The sequence below is a fragment of the Nostoc sp. UCD121 genome (genome assembly GCF_014222285.1).
Classification (GTDB): Bacteria; Cyanobacteriota; Cyanobacteriia; order Cyanobacteriales; family Nostocaceae; genus Nostoc.
On sequence record NZ_JACKZS010000018.1, the window covers coordinates 30,019 to 44,960 of the forward strand.

Genomic DNA, 14,942 nt, shown 5'->3' on the forward strand with positions numbered 1-14,942 from the left:
ACTTTCTTTCATCCCTTGACTTAAATAAATTACTGACTAAATATTGGTAATGTCTTAGACAGACTACTACGTATCCAGGTTCTGAGTGCAGGAGTCACTGAAAACTCATTTCTTTAGTTTATCTAAAGTCGCATCTAAGTTCTCAAATTACCTTTCTAAGATAGAAGCAGCAACCATAAGTTGCCAAACACAACTAAAACCCAATTAACAGCTAGTGGCTGCGGAGAACATAAAAATGGCTAAAACGCCAGAATCCTTAGAATCGTCTGTCAATGAAATTACAGATAGAGCTTTAGATCGTGATTGTACAACCTTATCCCGTCATGTTCTCCAGCAACTTCAGAGTTTTTCGCCAGACGCACAAGATTTAAGTGCGCTGATGAATCGCATCGCCTTGGCAGGTAAACTGGTTGCTCGCCGCATGAGTCGCGCTGGTTTAATGGAAGGCGTTCTCGGTTTTACCGGGGAAGTTAATGTCCAAGGAGAATCCGTCAAAAAGATGGATGTCTACGCCAATGATGTGTTTATCTCAGTGTTTAAGCAAAGCGGCTTAGTCTGTCGCCTCGCTTCTGAGGAAATGGAAAATCCCTACTATATCCCCGAAAATTGCCCCATTGGTCGCTATACCCTTTTGTATGACCCAATTGATGGCTCATCCAACACTGATAATAATCTCAGCTTGGGTTCCATTTTCGCCATTCGCCAACAAGAAGGAACTGATAGCGATGGTAAGGCAACCGATCTCCTCACCAACGGCCGGAAGCAACTTGCTGCCGGATACATCCTGTATGGGCCATGCACGATGCTGGTTTATACTATAGGTACTGGCGTTCATTCCTTTGTTCTCGATCCCAGCTTAGGAGAATTTATTCTCACAGAAGAGAATATTCGGATTCCTAACCACGGTTCCGTTTACAGCGTGAATGAGGGTAACTTCTGGCAGTGGGAAGAATCAATTCGAGAATATATCCGCTACGTTCATCGCACAGAAGGCTACAGCGCTCGTTATAGCGGTGCAATGGTAAGCGATATCCACAGAATTTTGGTTCAAGGCGGTGTGTTCCTCTACCCAGGTACAATTCAAAACCCAGAAGGGAAATTGCGCTTGCTTTATGAAACCGCTCCTCTCGCCTTTTTGATTGAGCAAGCAGGCGGACGTGCTACTACAGGATTGGTCAATATCTTGGATGTAGTGCCAAAAAAACTGCATCAGCGCACACCTTTAATTATTGGCAGCAAAGAAGATGTTGCAAAGGTGGAGTCTTTTATTCAAAACGGACACTAGAAGATAATTCGTAATTCGTAATGACGCTCGCGGACTCGCTACCGCTACGCTAACGTAATTCGTAGTTAGTGTTACGTAAGGGTTTTAGAGGTTGTATAAGGGTGTTTATTTACGCCGTGCTGTACTCTCATCTGCCATTAATTAAACGTTAATCATGGTGATTTAGGATTGGGGATGCAAAATAGCGCTTTTTGAAGATCAGAAGATCAATTAAGGATTATCTCAGCTGGCCGATGCGATAAGTGATTGGCAACGCCACAATTCAAAAGTAAGTGTCAATGCGTTTTGCCAACTTCACTTAGAAACATCACTATACAGGAGTGAAATAAACTAGCTATGTCTACCAATCATCTACTAGAAATTCAGCAATACGGTCAAAGTATCTGGATGGATAATTTGACCCGTGACATTATTCAATCAGGTGAACTCAAAGACATGGTTGAAAATCAAGGTATATCTGGGATTACTTCTAACCCAGCTATCTTTGAAAAAGCGATCGCAGGCAATGCCATTTATGATGCCGATATAGAAGCCGGAGTTCGTGCTAACTTACCGATAGACAAAATTTACGAATCCCTCGTTTTTGCAGATATCCGTAAAGCTTGTGATATTTTACGCCCTGTTTATGAAGCCTCGAATAGACTAGATGGTTATGTGAGTATCGAAGTACCGCCAACCATCGCCCATGATACTGAAGCGACAATAAACGAAGCTCGGCGATACTTCCAAGAAATTGGTCGGGAAAATCTGATGATTAAAATCCCCGGTACAGAACCTGGTTTGCCAGCAGTGGAGCAGGTAATAGCCGAGGGGATGAATGTCAATATTACGCTGTTGTTTTCAGTAGAAAGCTACATAAATACAGCTTGGGCATATATTCGTGGCTTAGAAAAACGCCTGGCTGAAGGTAAAGACATCAGTAGAATTGCTTCAGTCGCTAGCTTCTTCCTCAGCCGGATCGATAGCAACATTGATGCCAAAATAGATGCTAAGTTGAAAAAAGGCGTTGATGATATTTCGGTGGAAGCAAGGCTAAAAGCTGTGAAAGGAAAAGTAGCGATCGCAAACGCCAAGCTAGCTTACCAAGAATACAAGAAAATCATTAGAAGTGAGCGTTGGCAAGAATTGGCAGCAAAAGGGGCCACAGTACAACGGCTACTTTGGGCTAGTACTAGCACCAAAGACCCCAACTACAACGACGTGATGTATATCGAAGAGTTGGTAGGCCCTGATACCGTTAATACCGTCCCACCAGCGACCATTAAAGCTTGTGCCGATCATTGTAACGTGAGCGATCGCTTAGAAACAGACGTAAATAATGCTTACACGCTGATCGAAAACCTCAAAGATCCCGACATCAACATCGATCTCGATACCGTAATGGATGAACTGTTAGTTGAAGGTATTGACAAGTTCATCCAGCCCTTCCAGTCCTTGATGAACTCTTTAGAAGACAAGATCAAGGTATTGTCACCAGTGTAGGGACTGGGTATTGGGGAGTGGAGAAAAAGAAGGAGGGGAGCAGGGAGCAGGGGGATAAAGAAAACAACCCAATTCCCAATTCCCAATTCCCAATTCTCAATTCTCAATTCCCCATTCCCCATACCTAATCCAAAACCCAAAATCCAAAATCCAAAATTCCTATGGTTAGTCTGCTAGAAAATCCCTTGCGCGTTGGTCTGCAACAACAAGGGATGCCTGAACCCCAGATTATAGTTATCTTTGGCGCTTCTGGTGATCTCACCTGGCGCAAACTAGTGCCAGCACTTTACAAATTGCGGCGAGAACGGCGCATTCCGCCAGAAACTACTATTGTTGGCGTAGCACGTCGAGAATGGAGCCATGAATACTTCCGCGAACAAATGCAGAAGGGCATGGAAGAGGCACATCCTGATGTCGATTTAGGGGAACTCTGGCAAGACTTCTCTCAAGGTCTGTTCTACAGTCCTGGAGATATAGACAACCCTGAAAGCTACCAGAAACTAAAAACCTTACTGAGTGAATTAGACGAAAAACGGGGCACGCGAGGTAATCGCATGTTCTACCTCTCCGTTGCCCCTTCATTCTTTCCCGAAGCAATTAAGCAGCTAGGAAGCGGCGGGATGCTAGAAGATCCCTACAAACATCGTCTAGTAGTTGAAAAACCCTTTGGTCGGGACTTGGCCTCTGCCCAAAGTCTTAACCAAGTGGTACAGAAATATTGCAAAGAAAACCAAGTATACCGCATTGATCACTACTTAGGTAAAGAAACAGTCCAGAATTTGCTGGTGTTTCGCTTTGCCAATGCGATTTTTGAACCCTTGTGGAATCGTCAATTTGTTGACCACGTGCAAATTACCGTAGCAGAAACCGTGGGCGTGGAAGACCGGGCTGGCTACTATGAAAGCGCTGGCGCACTGCGGGATATGTTGCAAAATCACCTCATGCAACTTTACTGCTTAACGGCGATGGAAGCACCCAATGCAATGGATGCCGATAGCATCCGCACAGAAAAAGTGAAGGTACTCCAAGCTACTCGTTTAGCTGATGTTCACAATCTGTCGCGGTCAGCAGTCCGTGGGCAATACAGTGCTGGCTGGATGAAAGGTCAAGCAGTGCCAGGATATCGGACAGAACCAGGCGTTGACCCCAACTCCACCACACCCACTTATGTAGCAATGAAGTTTTTGGTGGATAACTGGCGCTGGAAAGGTGTTCCTTTCTACTTGCGGACTGGAAAGCGGATGCCGAAAAAAGTGAGTGAGATTGCAATTCACTTCCGCGAAGTTCCATCTCGGATGTTCCAATCTGCCGCCCAACAGACAAACGCCAATATTTTGACGATGCGGATTCAGCCAAATGAAGGTATTTCCCTGCGTTTTGATGTCAAAATGCCAGGAGCAGAATTCCGCACCCGTTCCGTTGATATGGACTTTAGTTATGGTTCCTTTGGCATCCAAGCAACATCCGATGCCTACGATCGCTTATTCCTTGATTGTATGATGGGCGATCAAACATTGTTCACACGCGCCGATGAAGTAGAAGCAGCTTGGCAGGTAGTAACACCAGCCCTTTCCGTTTGGGATGCACCCGCCGATCCTAATACTATTCCCCAGTACGAAGCCGGCACTTGGGAGCCAGAACAAGCAGAACTCTTAATTAACCAGGATGGCCGTCGCTGGCGCAGACTCTAAATATTAGTCATTAGTCATTAGTCACTAGTCACTAGTAAAAACAAATGACAAATGACGAATGACGAATGACAAATGACAAATGACAAATGACAAAATCCAAAACTTCCTATGGCTCTCCAAACTTCTACAATTTTTTCCCTCCAGGCACCGAAAGATATTTCGCTTAACGAAATAGATGCAGAACTGAATCAAATTTGGCAAAGCTATGGCATAACTGGCGAGGACGGTGGACTTCCCAGTGCTACTAGAGCAACAACCTTTACTTTAGTAGTCTACGAACCAGAAGAAACTCAGTATTTGTTGGCTGCTTTAGGATTTTACAACGGCCCAATTGATGGGATTTTAGGACCGCAAATGGCAGCAGCATTACGGGAAGTGCAAAAGAAACATAAACTGCCAGAAACTGGAACAGCAACACAAGAAACTCTGACTGTATTACGAGAAGAATTCGCTAAAGGTCAGCGAGGTGGGACTGGAGGAGAACATGCTATTGCTGGGTTAAATAGCGGTAGCCCCAGAATTGCTGATGAAATCGCTCTCCGCAACCCCTGCCGGATCATTGCCCTATTTCCTATTACTGGCGAAGATGAAGGAGTCAAGGCTCAAGTTTCTGCCTATTGCCCCATCCAAAAGCAATCGTCAAGCACACTTATCTGCTGCGAATACATTACTCTGAGTGGAACTGCTGCTGCCTTAGAACGTATCGGTGGTATGATTCCAGCATTGTTGATTGGCGGTTTGCCGAAGTTTCTCTGGTGGAAGGCGACACCAGACCCTAACAACGGTCTATTCAAGCGCCTAGCAGCAATCTGCAATAATGTCATTGTTGATTCTTGCAACTTTAACGAGCCAGAAAGTGATTTACTCCGCCTAGAAGAGTTGGTAGAAGCTGGTGTACCTTTAGCGGATTTGAACTGGCGTCGCCTCGCATCATGGCAAGAATTGACAGCTGAAGCCTACGATTCGCCTAAGCGTCGCGCTGCCCTCAGAGAAATTGACCGCGTGACGATTGATTACGAAAAAGGCAATCCCGCCCAAGCGTTGCTGTTCTTGGGTTGGTTGGCAAGTCGATTGGAATGGCAACCAGTTTCTTATCAAAAGGAAAGCGGTGATTATGATATCACTCGCATCAATTTTATTTCTCAAGATCAGCGACAAGTAGAAGCCGAGTTAGCAGGAGTTCCCGTTGCAGATGTGGGCGATATTATTGGTGACTTGATTGCCTTGCGCCTCAGTTCCACAAATCCCCAGGCAGACTGTGGTACAGTTATCTGCTCGGAAACTGGTGGTTGTATGCGGATGGAAACACATGGTGGTGCCCAATCTGCCGGTCTGTTTCAACAAGTAACTTCACTTTCAGAACAAAAAGCCGAAGCATTACTGAGTCAGCAGGTGCAACGCTGGGGTCGTGAGTCCCTTTTTGAAGAAAGTCTGGGAGTGACAGCGAATATTTTCAAATTGGCGAATTAACTTAGACTTAACTCCCTACCCTGCTTCCCGACGCGGGAAACAGGGTAGTTTCACATATAAAAACTAAAACTGGGTTTCAAAGCCTCTTTTTGTTTTGAGGCTACGGTGTACACACAAATTATTCGATTCCCAAAAGTCCTCAAAAACCTATACCCTGTTCAAATACTTGTCAGCTTTTTGGGAAAAAAGGGAAAGAAAAAACCTTTAATATTTTCGCCGAACCTACTTCCGAGTTGAAAATGCTTTACCCCAAGCAGTATTGCACCTTGCCCTATAGGACAAGGTGCAACAAGCTGTTGTGCCTTTAATTTGCACTAAATGATTGTGGGGTGGGCAACATGAGCGTTCTGATAGTGAAATTTAAAGTTAATTTAGAGGGTTCTAAACCTTTTGATACCAATCAGAGGGCTTTTAAAACACCCTCTAATTGGTCAGAGCCTGATTACACTATTACCTATTGCTAGCTATGTTGGCAGGTTTTTCATTAATTTAACTATCTAATTTGACTATATGACAAAAGTAATGGTTTTTACAAAAAATAGAAATTAAAGGGAACCTAATACTTTAGTAAGTGTCTCATTAATTAACAGTAATAAAAATAATTCTACTGGGGTTAAAAATTAATGTTTACTTTTAATCGGTTGCAATCTAGAACAGCTGCACTCATGGCTTTGACCGTCACAGTAGGCACTGTAGCTCCTTTGATTACAGCTTCTCCATCTTTAGCTCAAACTACTTTTTCTGATGTTTCATCTAATTATTGGGCGGCACAATTTATTCAACAATTGTCACAACGTGGTGTAATTGCCGGATTTCCTGATGGTAGTTTCCGTCCTGAAGAAGCAGTGACACGCGCTCAATTTGCCGCTATGGTCAACAAAGCTTTTCAAAAATCACAGCAACGATCACCAATAAACTTTGCTGACGTGCCCAGCAATTATTGGGCATCAAGCGCCATTCAGCAAGCTTATACCATTGGTTTCTTATCTGGATATCCCGGTAATCGCTTTGAACCTAACCAAGCTATTCCTCGCCAACAGGTTTTAGTTTCCCTCGCTAACGGTCTGGAATATAGTCCCAGTGGCAATACCGAAAGCACTCTGCAATACTTCAACGATGCCTCTAACATCGCTAGCTATGCCCGTAGCCCGATCGCAGCTGCAACTGAAAAGCAAATAGTTGTGAACTATCCTAATGTGAAGTTCCTGAATCCAACTGCAACCGCTACTCGCGCCCAAGTAGCAGCTTTTATCTACCAAGCACTGGTTAGTTCTAACCAAGCTTCAGCAATTAACTCGCCTTATGTTGTGGCTGTCGGGTCTACTAACCCAACGCCTGTATCAGTCACAATTCCCCAAGGGACTGCTATCCCTGTGAAGTATGACAAGGCAGAAAAAATTCTGGTTACAAAGGATGAAACAGCGCCTTTGACATTGACAGTATCCCAAAACGTAGTAACACAAGACGGATCTGTAGTGATTCCGGCTGGTAGTCAAGTTATTGGTCAACTCAAGCCTGCTACAGGCGGTTCTCAATTCGTTGCCCAGAAACTGGTTTTGACCAGTGGACAGGAGTATCAGCTTAACGCTAGCTCTGAAGTGATCACCAAAACTGAAACCGTCAAGAAGGGTACTAGTGTTGGTTCAATTATCAAAAATACTGTATTGGGTGCAGGTGCGGCAACTGCGGTATCTGCTGTAACTGGCGATCGCGCGATCGCCACAGAAGAAGTTTTGGGTGGCGCTGGTATCGGTGCATTGGTTGGTCTGTTCTTCGGTAAGAATAGCGTTGACTTAATCGCCATTGACCCAGATACCGATTTACAAATGACCATCAATCAAAACTTGTTGGTTTCACTCAGATAGTCATTGGTCATTGGTTTTTACAAAGGACGAATGACAAAGGACAAAGGACAAATCCTAAACTTCTGGCAACCAAATAATAAACGTAGTCCCCGGTGCATTGGGTGAAGTTAGCTTAGAGTTGATTGCAGGGCTGAAAACCTCGATTTCACCCTGCATTTGCTCTATTAATTGTTTGGCGATCGCTAACCCCAAACCTGTGCCAGGGATTTCTGTTTGCGCTTGTACACCCCGATAATGCCGTTCTCCAAGATGTTCTAAATCTTGGGGTGGAATGCCAGGCCCGTTGTCACTAATTACAATTCCCTGAAAATTAGCTTTTTCTTGCCCCGCCTGAATCAAAATTTTGCCACCAGTGGGAGTATATTTCAAAGCATTATCGATGATGTTAGTTAAAACTTCTCGTAATGCTTTGATGTTGGCACGTACCAGGGGTGAATTCTGTTTAATTTCAGTTATTAGTTTTAGCTTTCGCTCTTGGGCAATCGCTTTGGCTGATATTAATAATGGTTCTAATATATCTGCTAACGAGCAGTCAACTGCCTTATCTCCCGTTCCTGGCAATAGTAGCGGTGGTTTAGCGGATTTTTGGATAGTTGCTTCTACAAATACTTCTTCGGGCAGATGTAGTGGTGCTAAATCTGTTTCTGTCAAGTCAATTACTTGATCGAATTGTTGTAGCAATTCTTGGAGGCGATCGCTTTCTCGCACAATACTATTTGCCACATCCCGGTTACTATCTCCTGGGCGCAGCCGCTTCAATAGCAGTTTACCAAAAGTCCGTAATGCCGTTAATGGGTTACGAAACTGATGCAACAGATTATCCAGCAAATCTCGCTGTTTTTCTTGGAGAATTTGTTGCTCACGCAACTGCTCCTCAAACCATGCCCGGCGTTGATCTAAAATACAAGCGATCGCTAATGTCTGGGCTATCTGTTGAATCTGACTTTCCTCATGTCCATTCCATGCGCGGTCTTGCCTACCCGTCACCAATAACCCCATCATCACACCCTCATAAACCAGAGGTAAAACAATTTGGTTGCCACTAAAGAGGTATTCCTCTTTTAAATGGGGTTGAGATGCCTCAGAGTGCTGTGATGAGGTTGGAAATTCCGATTCTGCTGTCAATAACCTTCTGCGATCGTTGGGTAATATAAACACATTTCCAACTTGAAGTTGCTTGTGTACTACTGTCGCCTCAGCAGTCTCTTCCTCTGGCGGTAATAATGCTGTTTCTGGGTAAATTACCACAGGAATCAGTTTGGCCTCACCAGAAGGAGTCTCTACCAATTCTTGTGTCAGGTACACAATACTTAAAGTTGCTCCCAGCCCTTGGGTTAGTAGCGCTATTTGCTCTCGACACAGAGCAATAAAATCGGAACTGGCAGACATTAACATTTTTTAGCTCTTGCTCAAGATTACAGATTTTGAGGCATGATAATAAGAGAGGATACTTAATTTTTACCTCACCCATTCAATAAAAGCTTAACTAAAATCTTTTTAGTGATGGTTTGTACCAAGGAATTATTTTCTTAGGTAATTTCGTTTTATCTATTTTCAAAGATGTTAATTTTCTTGCATGAAAAGGTTAAAAACTATTGATATTTTGAACTAGAACTTATATAATGACGACGGATTTTGTAGCTAACACTACAATCTATAGCTTGAAAGAGGAGGACAATAGGTTGGCAAGGAGACGCAAAAGGAAAAGTCGCCGTCGTCAAGAAGGACGGCGTATTTTGGAACACGTGCCTCAATATAGCATCGAAAGTGGCGAAGAAAAACCTGTGACAGCAGCGAGAAGATTCATTCAAGCTGAAGGGATTTTGCCACCTGCGTTGCTACTCGTAAAGCGAAATGAACACACAACAGATCGTTATTTCTGGGCAGAAAAGGGACTGTTTGGTGCTCAATACGTAGAGGAAAACCATTTCTTGTTTCCAAGCTTGAGGGTATTAGAACCTTCGCCTGGTCAAGAACCTCTTGCTTTAGCTAGCCGGTGAACCATAGTTGGTCATCTTACACATTGAGTGTGGCTCCTGACTATTCATTAACTGGCAAAATAGCTAAGTTTATGCAAAATTTAATTTTTTTTTAGTTTGGAGCTGATTTGCCAGTAAGGCTAGTCCAGGTAGTTGGAAAATAAACTAGTCTCAAAGCACGCTAGATTGCATGGGTTGATACTAGTGTCATGATATAGAAGGGAGTGGGTATAGAGCCAAGCGCCTCCAAAAGCGCTAGTGAAGTTGCGCTCTTATACCGTGAATTGTTAACCAAGCTCTGTCAACGAATTTAAGTTAATTAATTTAAATTTCTCCCCACGATATAAATCGTGGGGAAAATGACAAAGCAGAAGTCTTGATTTCCTCCTTTTTACTTTTCATTGCTTAAAGATTAGATCAGGTCAGAAGTCTGCATATCATAAAAAAATCAACAATTATTCACCAGCCTTGAGCTGTAGAGTTCTCTGTAACTCACTGAGTTCATCTCGATGGGCAACTACAGTGATCTTACTTGAGGAGGTTTGTTCGCTCTGAGTTGTTTCTACTTTGAGTGACACCTTCTCAAGTCTTCCAGATTTTTTCCAATAAAACAGACCACTTAAAGGCGACAGCAGTACCATAGCCAAAACAATGGGACTGAGGTTAGGAAAAAGCAGGTATACGACTAGTGAGAGACAAACAATCCCAGTCGCTGCCAGCAGAGTTAAAAATATAGCTAAAAACCAACTGGGGCGAACATTCCCTTCAAAAGTCACTTTGTTTTGTTCTCGGTCTACCTCTGCCACTTGGTAAGATCGGGAGCGGAAATACTCTTTTAATTGAGACATTACAGCAGCTTCATCTTGCTCAGATACCAGTTGCACTGTTTGTATGCGGTCTTTAGTCGAGGCACGAATAAAGAAAAACAGCCCAACCGATAACAACAAGGTTAGCAGGAACGTAGATGGCAGAATAGCAGTATCCATAACTGATTGTTATTGTTTGACTGGAGGAGACTTATTCATTATCAATTATTTGTTACTTTGTCCTCCTATTGATGTAGTTAAGCCATTGCAAAGCTAAATCCTGCGCTTGAACTTGCCATTCTGGAGAAACTTGGTACATCCGCCTGGGTCGTCCTCGTCCTTCCAGTTTCTTCCAATATCCAGTGATTGCCTTTTCGTCTTCCAGAAATTTGATTGCACTATAAAGCACAGTATCCGAAAGCCTATAGGTTGGATATTCAGTTTCTAATTGCTCAATCAACTCGGTTCCGTAGGATTCACCTTGTAATAAAACAGACAGTATGTAACAAACTGCTACTTCCTGACAAAGGTAAGTTGGCGGAGGATTTTCAAAGAATTGATATATATCCTCAAGTTTCATGGTTAGTGAATGGCTAAAAAAATGCCTTATGGTAAGGTCTACAATCCTTGTAGTCAGTATACAGTGCTACTGCCAAGTGAGTAATATATATAATGCTACTTAGACTAGATTTACAAAGCGTAAATACCAAACGATTATCCACGCTTGTGAAGTCGTGGTAAGAGTTGCGAGTTTTAGGGAAACAAAGAAATGTACCCTAATCCAAGCTTGATATGGTGTGGTGAGGAGCTAACAGAGAGTAGCAAATTCACTTAGTACAGAAGGTACTTAGTATGATCAGATTAGGGCAAATGCCAAGCCCCAGCTTTTAGGCGTGAGGTTTCTGACTGTCTTGGTGTTAAGTAATGCCAAGGTAGTTAGAAATGCTTAAGCAATAAAATGCCATCGAAGAAATTTTACAGGTAAAATGCAATTTTGTCTTTAAAACTTAATAAACACTTTGTTTTACAGTGATTTTCCCAATGCAAATCATAAGAATTTAAGCTATGGGATATGTGTGTTTTAAAGCTGCTACGGTGGTGGACACACTTAAGTAGTACGCATTACTGATTTGCTGGATAAGAGAATCTCTTGTCGCATTTGGTAAATGTGATAGTAAATTTATCAAAGAAGACGCAAAGACTAGAGCATCGATTCAGTGATCAAAAACCTAATTTCCAGCCTCCTTGACTAAAAGATCAGAGGTTAGGGAGACATGATTAGTTACTGATAGACTTACGCAAAACTGGTTGCTGTAGGGACAATTTATGAATTGCCCTACTTGAAAATCCTTCTTTTCGGCCATTATTTACGTAAGTCCTGACTGAATTGGTGTTCTCGGAGAAAGAGAGACGTAGAGTGCAATACCTCTCAACACAGTTCTCCGTGTTCTCCGAACTTTTGAGCTAAGGCTTCCTTAGATTAAACTTTTGTCTTTGTGTCTTTGTGTCCTTTGAAAGTGCCCGGCACATTGGCAATCTTCTATATATGTCACAGACTCCTGATGCTCCATCATCTTCTCTGCGGGCTATTGCCCAAACCTTTCGCCTTACAGGTTGGATTAGCTTCTGGATTCAGCTAGTACTAGGTGTTGTTTCTAGCATAATTGTGTTGCTGTTCGCCATCTTTAATCAAAGAACTGGTAGTCCTAGTAATAATCCTGGGACTGGTTTTGGCGTATTTTTAGCAATTTGTGGATTGGTTGTTTTAGGTGGAGGTATTTATTTAGCTTATCGTTACACCAGAATTGGCAAGCAATTGGAATCCTCCAATCCCAGCAACCGCCCTCGCAAAAGTGAGACTGTGCAAGTATTACGCTTAGGGCTGTGGGTGAATTTAGGGGGAACACTGGTGACTCTTTTAGGCGCGCAAGCGATCGTTGGTACACTGGTAGCAAGATCCATATCTCCTCAAGCTATAACTACACAGTTTTTTGACCCTACCCGTATTATTAGCGGTCTAGATATGCTTGTTGTACAGGCAAACACCAACACTGTATCAGCGCATTTTGCAGGGCTTATAGCCTCATTGTGGCTACTCAATCGTATTAATAGACCCTAGTTATAAGTTCTGTTAGCGGTAGCGGGGCGGGCGTTTCGCCTATGCTGAGTTTTCAAGAGTCAAAAGAAAATTATCATACTTTTCCGAAACGGGCAAAACTGCGTGTGAAGACAACTACATAATCCTTGAAAACATCCTGATAGTACAGCATTGCGTAAATGAACTATCCATTTCAAATCAATGAAACGCTTGCAGTATAGGAATTACCAATTACCTTAGCGAGTCGGGAGAGCGGTACACTACGCATAGCAATATCACCGTAGGGGTACGGGTGTCATTAAGAATTCCGCCAAGCTGTACTAACAAGTGATGCCAAAACTAAAACAGGGATGATGTTGTATACCTTTTTTATAAGTTTGAACACTATGAAAAATCAACCAGCCCATAAATTTAATCAAGACGTATGGAGATTTGGCGTACAGGTTTTCTTTAGTAGCATTGTATTGGGGCTGTGCATTTTCAAGCTTGGTTCGCCAGGGGACGATAAGAATGTTGCTCTTTACTGGGGTGGTTTATCAAGTGTGCTTGCATACTGGTTGCCTTCACCTGGACAAACTAGAGACGATAAGGAAGCACAGAGTATCACTCAAAGGACGTTTGCAGCTGCTGATAACAATAATGGTAATGGTCAAAGTCTTGCTCAGGTTACTGAAACAAGAGTGTCTCAGGATACGAGTTCATGATTGGTTAAATGCAATATATGGTTTCTTAGTCCTGGCAGTGATGCTAGGGAAAAATCTTGATTCAGAGATTAAGACTGAATTTTTGCAATAAACTTTGTTTTTCCAGTCACAGCAAACCAAAATTACTATATGCTAAATGCTTAATGTGTTAACTGTATTGACAGGAAGATTTTAGGCTAGAAACTGAGAAAAATCTGTGCTGGATATTAAGCAAATACGGGAAAATCCGCAATTAGTTCAAGAACGATTGAATAGTCGTAGTGGTAAATACGACATTGAACCGATTTTACAGTTCGATCGGCAACAACGGGAACTAGAGGGGACACGCAGTCAACTCCAAGCTCGGAGCAACGAAATCGGTAAAATTGTCGGGCAGAAGATTAAATCTGGGATTAATCCTCAAGACCCAGAAATTCAGGCTTTGCGCGATGAAGGTAACTCTGTCAAAGCGACGTTGAGCCAACTGGAACCCCAGGAAAAAGACCTCAAAGCTCAAATTGCTCAACTTGTGTTGGCACTTCCCAACTTACCAAGCGACTCTACACCCCTTGGGAAGAATGAGGAAGATAACGTAGAAGTGCGGCGTTGGGGTGATGAGTATATTCCCCAAAATCCGAATATTCTCCCTCACTGGGAAATTGGTGAAAAGCTGGGTATTCTCAATGTTGAACGAGCGGTAAAAGTTGCCCAAAGTCGCTTTGTGACATTGATGGGCGCTGGTGCGGCATTGGAAAGGGCATTAATTCAATTTATGCTGACTCTCCATACTCAAGCTGGGTATGTCGAAGTCAGTCCGCCTCTATTAGTTAATACCGAGTCTTTGACAGCGACCGGTCAGTTACCCAAGTTTGCTGAAGAAAGCTTTAAATGCGCGGATGATGATTTATGGCTGATTCCGACGGCGGAAGTTCCAGTTACAAATCTCTACCGGGGTGAAATTCTTGCTGCTGAAGATTTGCCTATTTACCACTGCGCTTTTACTCCCTGTTTTCGCCGAGAAGCTGGTAGCTATGGGCGCGATATGCGGGGGTTAATTCGCCTGCATCAGTTCAACAAGGTAGAAATGGTGAAATTTGTTGAACCTAGTACGTCTTTTGATGAACTGGAGAAATTGGTGGGGAATGCAGAAGCGATTTTACAGGCGTTGCGGTTGCCTTATCGAGTAGTAAATTTAAGTACTGGGGATTTGGGATTTGCCTCTACCAAAACTTATGATTTAGAGGTTTGGTTGCCCTCTTCTGGCAAATACCGCGAAATTTCTAGCTGTTCTAATACTATTGATTTCCAGGCGCGACGGGCTGATATTCGCTTCAAGGAGGCGGGTAAGAAAGGTACTCAGTTCGTACATACCCTCAATGGTTCGGGTTTGGCTGTGGGGCGGACTATGGCAGCAATTTTGGAAAATTATCAGCAGCCTGATGGGACGGTGAGGATACCAGAAGCGCTGCAACCTTATTTGGGACGTGAAGTATTGTGATTTGTCATTGGTCATTGGTCATTTGTCATTTGTCATTTGTCTTTTACCAATGAGCTATGCCCCATGCCCCATTCCCAATGCCCAA

At 43.1% G+C, this 14,942-nt stretch carries 12 protein-coding genes; 9 read left to right on the forward strand and 3 right to left on the reverse strand.

Annotated elements, in window-relative coordinates; all coding sequences use genetic code 11:
* The first annotated feature begins 235 nt into the window (after nt 1-235).
* The 5 genes from fbp to GNF10_RS06350 all read left to right on the forward strand — a co-directional run bounded on the left by fbp (nt 236) and on the right by GNF10_RS06350 (nt 7,793).
* Nucleotides 236-1,285, forward strand: a complete 1,050-nt coding sequence (fbp, locus tag GNF10_RS06330; RefSeq protein ID WP_185583788.1) for a class 1 fructose-bisphosphatase — start codon at nt 236-238, stop codon at nt 1,283-1,285.
* Between the two features lie 336 nt (nt 1,286-1,621).
* Nucleotides 1,622-2,767 carry a transaldolase gene (tal, locus tag GNF10_RS06335; RefSeq protein ID WP_185583786.1) on the forward strand — a complete coding sequence of 382 codons (1,146 nt, stop codon included), beginning with the start codon at nt 1,622-1,624 and terminating at the stop codon, nt 2,765-2,767.
* A gap of 161 nt (nt 2,768-2,928) precedes the next feature.
* Nucleotides 2,929-4,458 (forward strand): glucose-6-phosphate dehydrogenase, encoded by a 1,530-nt coding sequence (gene zwf, locus GNF10_RS06340; protein ID WP_185583784.1) that lies wholly within the window; start codon nt 2,929-2,931, stop codon nt 4,456-4,458.
* A gap of 108 nt (nt 4,459-4,566) precedes the next feature.
* Complete coding sequence (opcA, locus tag GNF10_RS06345) at nt 4,567-5,928, forward strand: glucose-6-phosphate dehydrogenase assembly protein OpcA (RefSeq protein WP_185583782.1); 1,362 nt, start codon at nt 4,567-4,569, stop codon at nt 5,926-5,928.
* A 623-nt stretch (nt 5,929-6,551) separates the two neighbouring features.
* The gene (locus tag GNF10_RS06350; protein ID WP_185583780.1) at nt 6,552-7,793 is read left to right on the forward strand and encodes an S-layer homology domain-containing protein; all 1,242 of its coding nucleotides are present in this window, start codon (nt 6,552-6,554) and stop codon (nt 7,791-7,793) included.
* A gap of 54 nt (nt 7,794-7,847) precedes the next feature.
* Here the strand turns inward: GNF10_RS06350 and GNF10_RS06355 are convergent, their stop codons facing one another.
* A complete protein-coding gene (locus tag GNF10_RS06355; protein ID WP_185583778.1) occupies nt 7,848-9,188 on the reverse strand; it encodes a GAF domain-containing sensor histidine kinase in 1,341 nt (446 codons plus the stop codon).
* A 287-nt stretch (nt 9,189-9,475) separates the two neighbouring features.
* On the opposite strand from GNF10_RS06355, the gene GNF10_RS06360 reads away from it, so the two are divergent.
* Nucleotides 9,476-9,793, forward strand: a complete 318-nt coding sequence (locus GNF10_RS06360; RefSeq protein ID WP_041566316.1) for a DUF3155 domain-containing protein — start codon at nt 9,476-9,478, stop codon at nt 9,791-9,793.
* Between the two features lie 434 nt (nt 9,794-10,227).
* Here the strand turns inward: GNF10_RS06360 and GNF10_RS06365 are convergent, their stop codons facing one another.
* Nucleotides 10,228-10,758 carry a cofactor assembly of complex C subunit B gene (locus GNF10_RS06365; protein ID WP_185583776.1) on the reverse strand — a complete coding sequence of 177 codons (531 nt, stop codon included), beginning with the start codon at nt 10,756-10,758 and terminating at the stop codon, nt 10,228-10,230.
* A 52-nt stretch (nt 10,759-10,810) separates the two neighbouring features.
* On the reverse strand, nt 10,811-11,158 hold the full coding sequence (locus tag GNF10_RS06370) for a PadR family transcriptional regulator (RefSeq protein ID WP_185583774.1): 348 nt from the start codon (nt 11,156-11,158) through the stop codon (nt 10,811-10,813).
* Between the two features lie 966 nt (nt 11,159-12,124).
* On the opposite strand from GNF10_RS06370, the gene GNF10_RS06375 reads away from it, so the two are divergent.
* From GNF10_RS06375 to serS, 3 genes are all read left to right on the forward strand, one after another.
* Complete coding sequence (locus GNF10_RS06375) at nt 12,125-12,697, forward strand: DUF3611 family protein (protein ID WP_012410378.1); 573 nt, start codon at nt 12,125-12,127, stop codon at nt 12,695-12,697.
* 365 nt (nt 12,698-13,062) lie between these two features.
* Nucleotides 13,063-13,380 carry a hypothetical protein gene (locus GNF10_RS06380; protein ID WP_260445870.1) on the forward strand — a complete coding sequence of 106 codons (318 nt, stop codon included), beginning with the start codon at nt 13,063-13,065 and terminating at the stop codon, nt 13,378-13,380.
* Between the two features lie 196 nt (nt 13,381-13,576).
* Nucleotides 13,577-14,857 carry a serine--tRNA ligase gene (serS, locus tag GNF10_RS06385; RefSeq protein ID WP_185583772.1) on the forward strand — a complete coding sequence of 427 codons (1,281 nt, stop codon included), beginning with the start codon at nt 13,577-13,579 and terminating at the stop codon, nt 14,855-14,857.
* Nucleotides 14,858-14,942: the final 85 nt, after the last annotated feature.

Excerpts from the sequence above, each read along its gene's own strand:
- GNF10_RS06380 (WP_260445870.1), top strand. The coding sequence starts at position 13,063 with ATGAAAAATCAACCAGCCCATAAATTTAATCAAGACGTATGGAGATTT.
- fbp (WP_185583788.1), top strand. The coding sequence starts at position 236 with ATGGCTAAAACGCCAGAATCCTTAGAATCGTCTGTCAATGAAATTACA.
- tal (WP_185583786.1), top strand. The coding sequence starts at position 1,622 with ATGTCTACCAATCATCTACTAGAAATTCAGCAATACGGTCAAAGTATC.
- GNF10_RS06350 (WP_185583780.1), top strand. The coding sequence starts at position 6,552 with ATGTTTACTTTTAATCGGTTGCAATCTAGAACAGCTGCACTCATGGCT.
- opcA (WP_185583782.1), top strand. The coding sequence starts at position 4,567 with ATGGCTCTCCAAACTTCTACAATTTTTTCCCTCCAGGCACCGAAAGAT.
- GNF10_RS06355 (WP_185583778.1), bottom strand. The coding sequence starts at position 9,188 with ATGTTAATGTCTGCCAGTTCCGATTTTATTGCTCTGTGTCGAGAGCAA.
- GNF10_RS06365 (WP_185583776.1), bottom strand. The coding sequence starts at position 10,758 with ATGGATACTGCTATTCTGCCATCTACGTTCCTGCTAACCTTGTTGTTA.
- zwf (WP_185583784.1), top strand. The coding sequence starts at position 2,929 with ATGGTTAGTCTGCTAGAAAATCCCTTGCGCGTTGGTCTGCAACAACAA.
- GNF10_RS06370 (WP_185583774.1), bottom strand. The coding sequence starts at position 11,158 with ATGAAACTTGAGGATATATATCAATTCTTTGAAAATCCTCCGCCAACT.
- GNF10_RS06375 (WP_012410378.1), top strand. The coding sequence starts at position 12,125 with ATGTCACAGACTCCTGATGCTCCATCATCTTCTCTGCGGGCTATTGCC.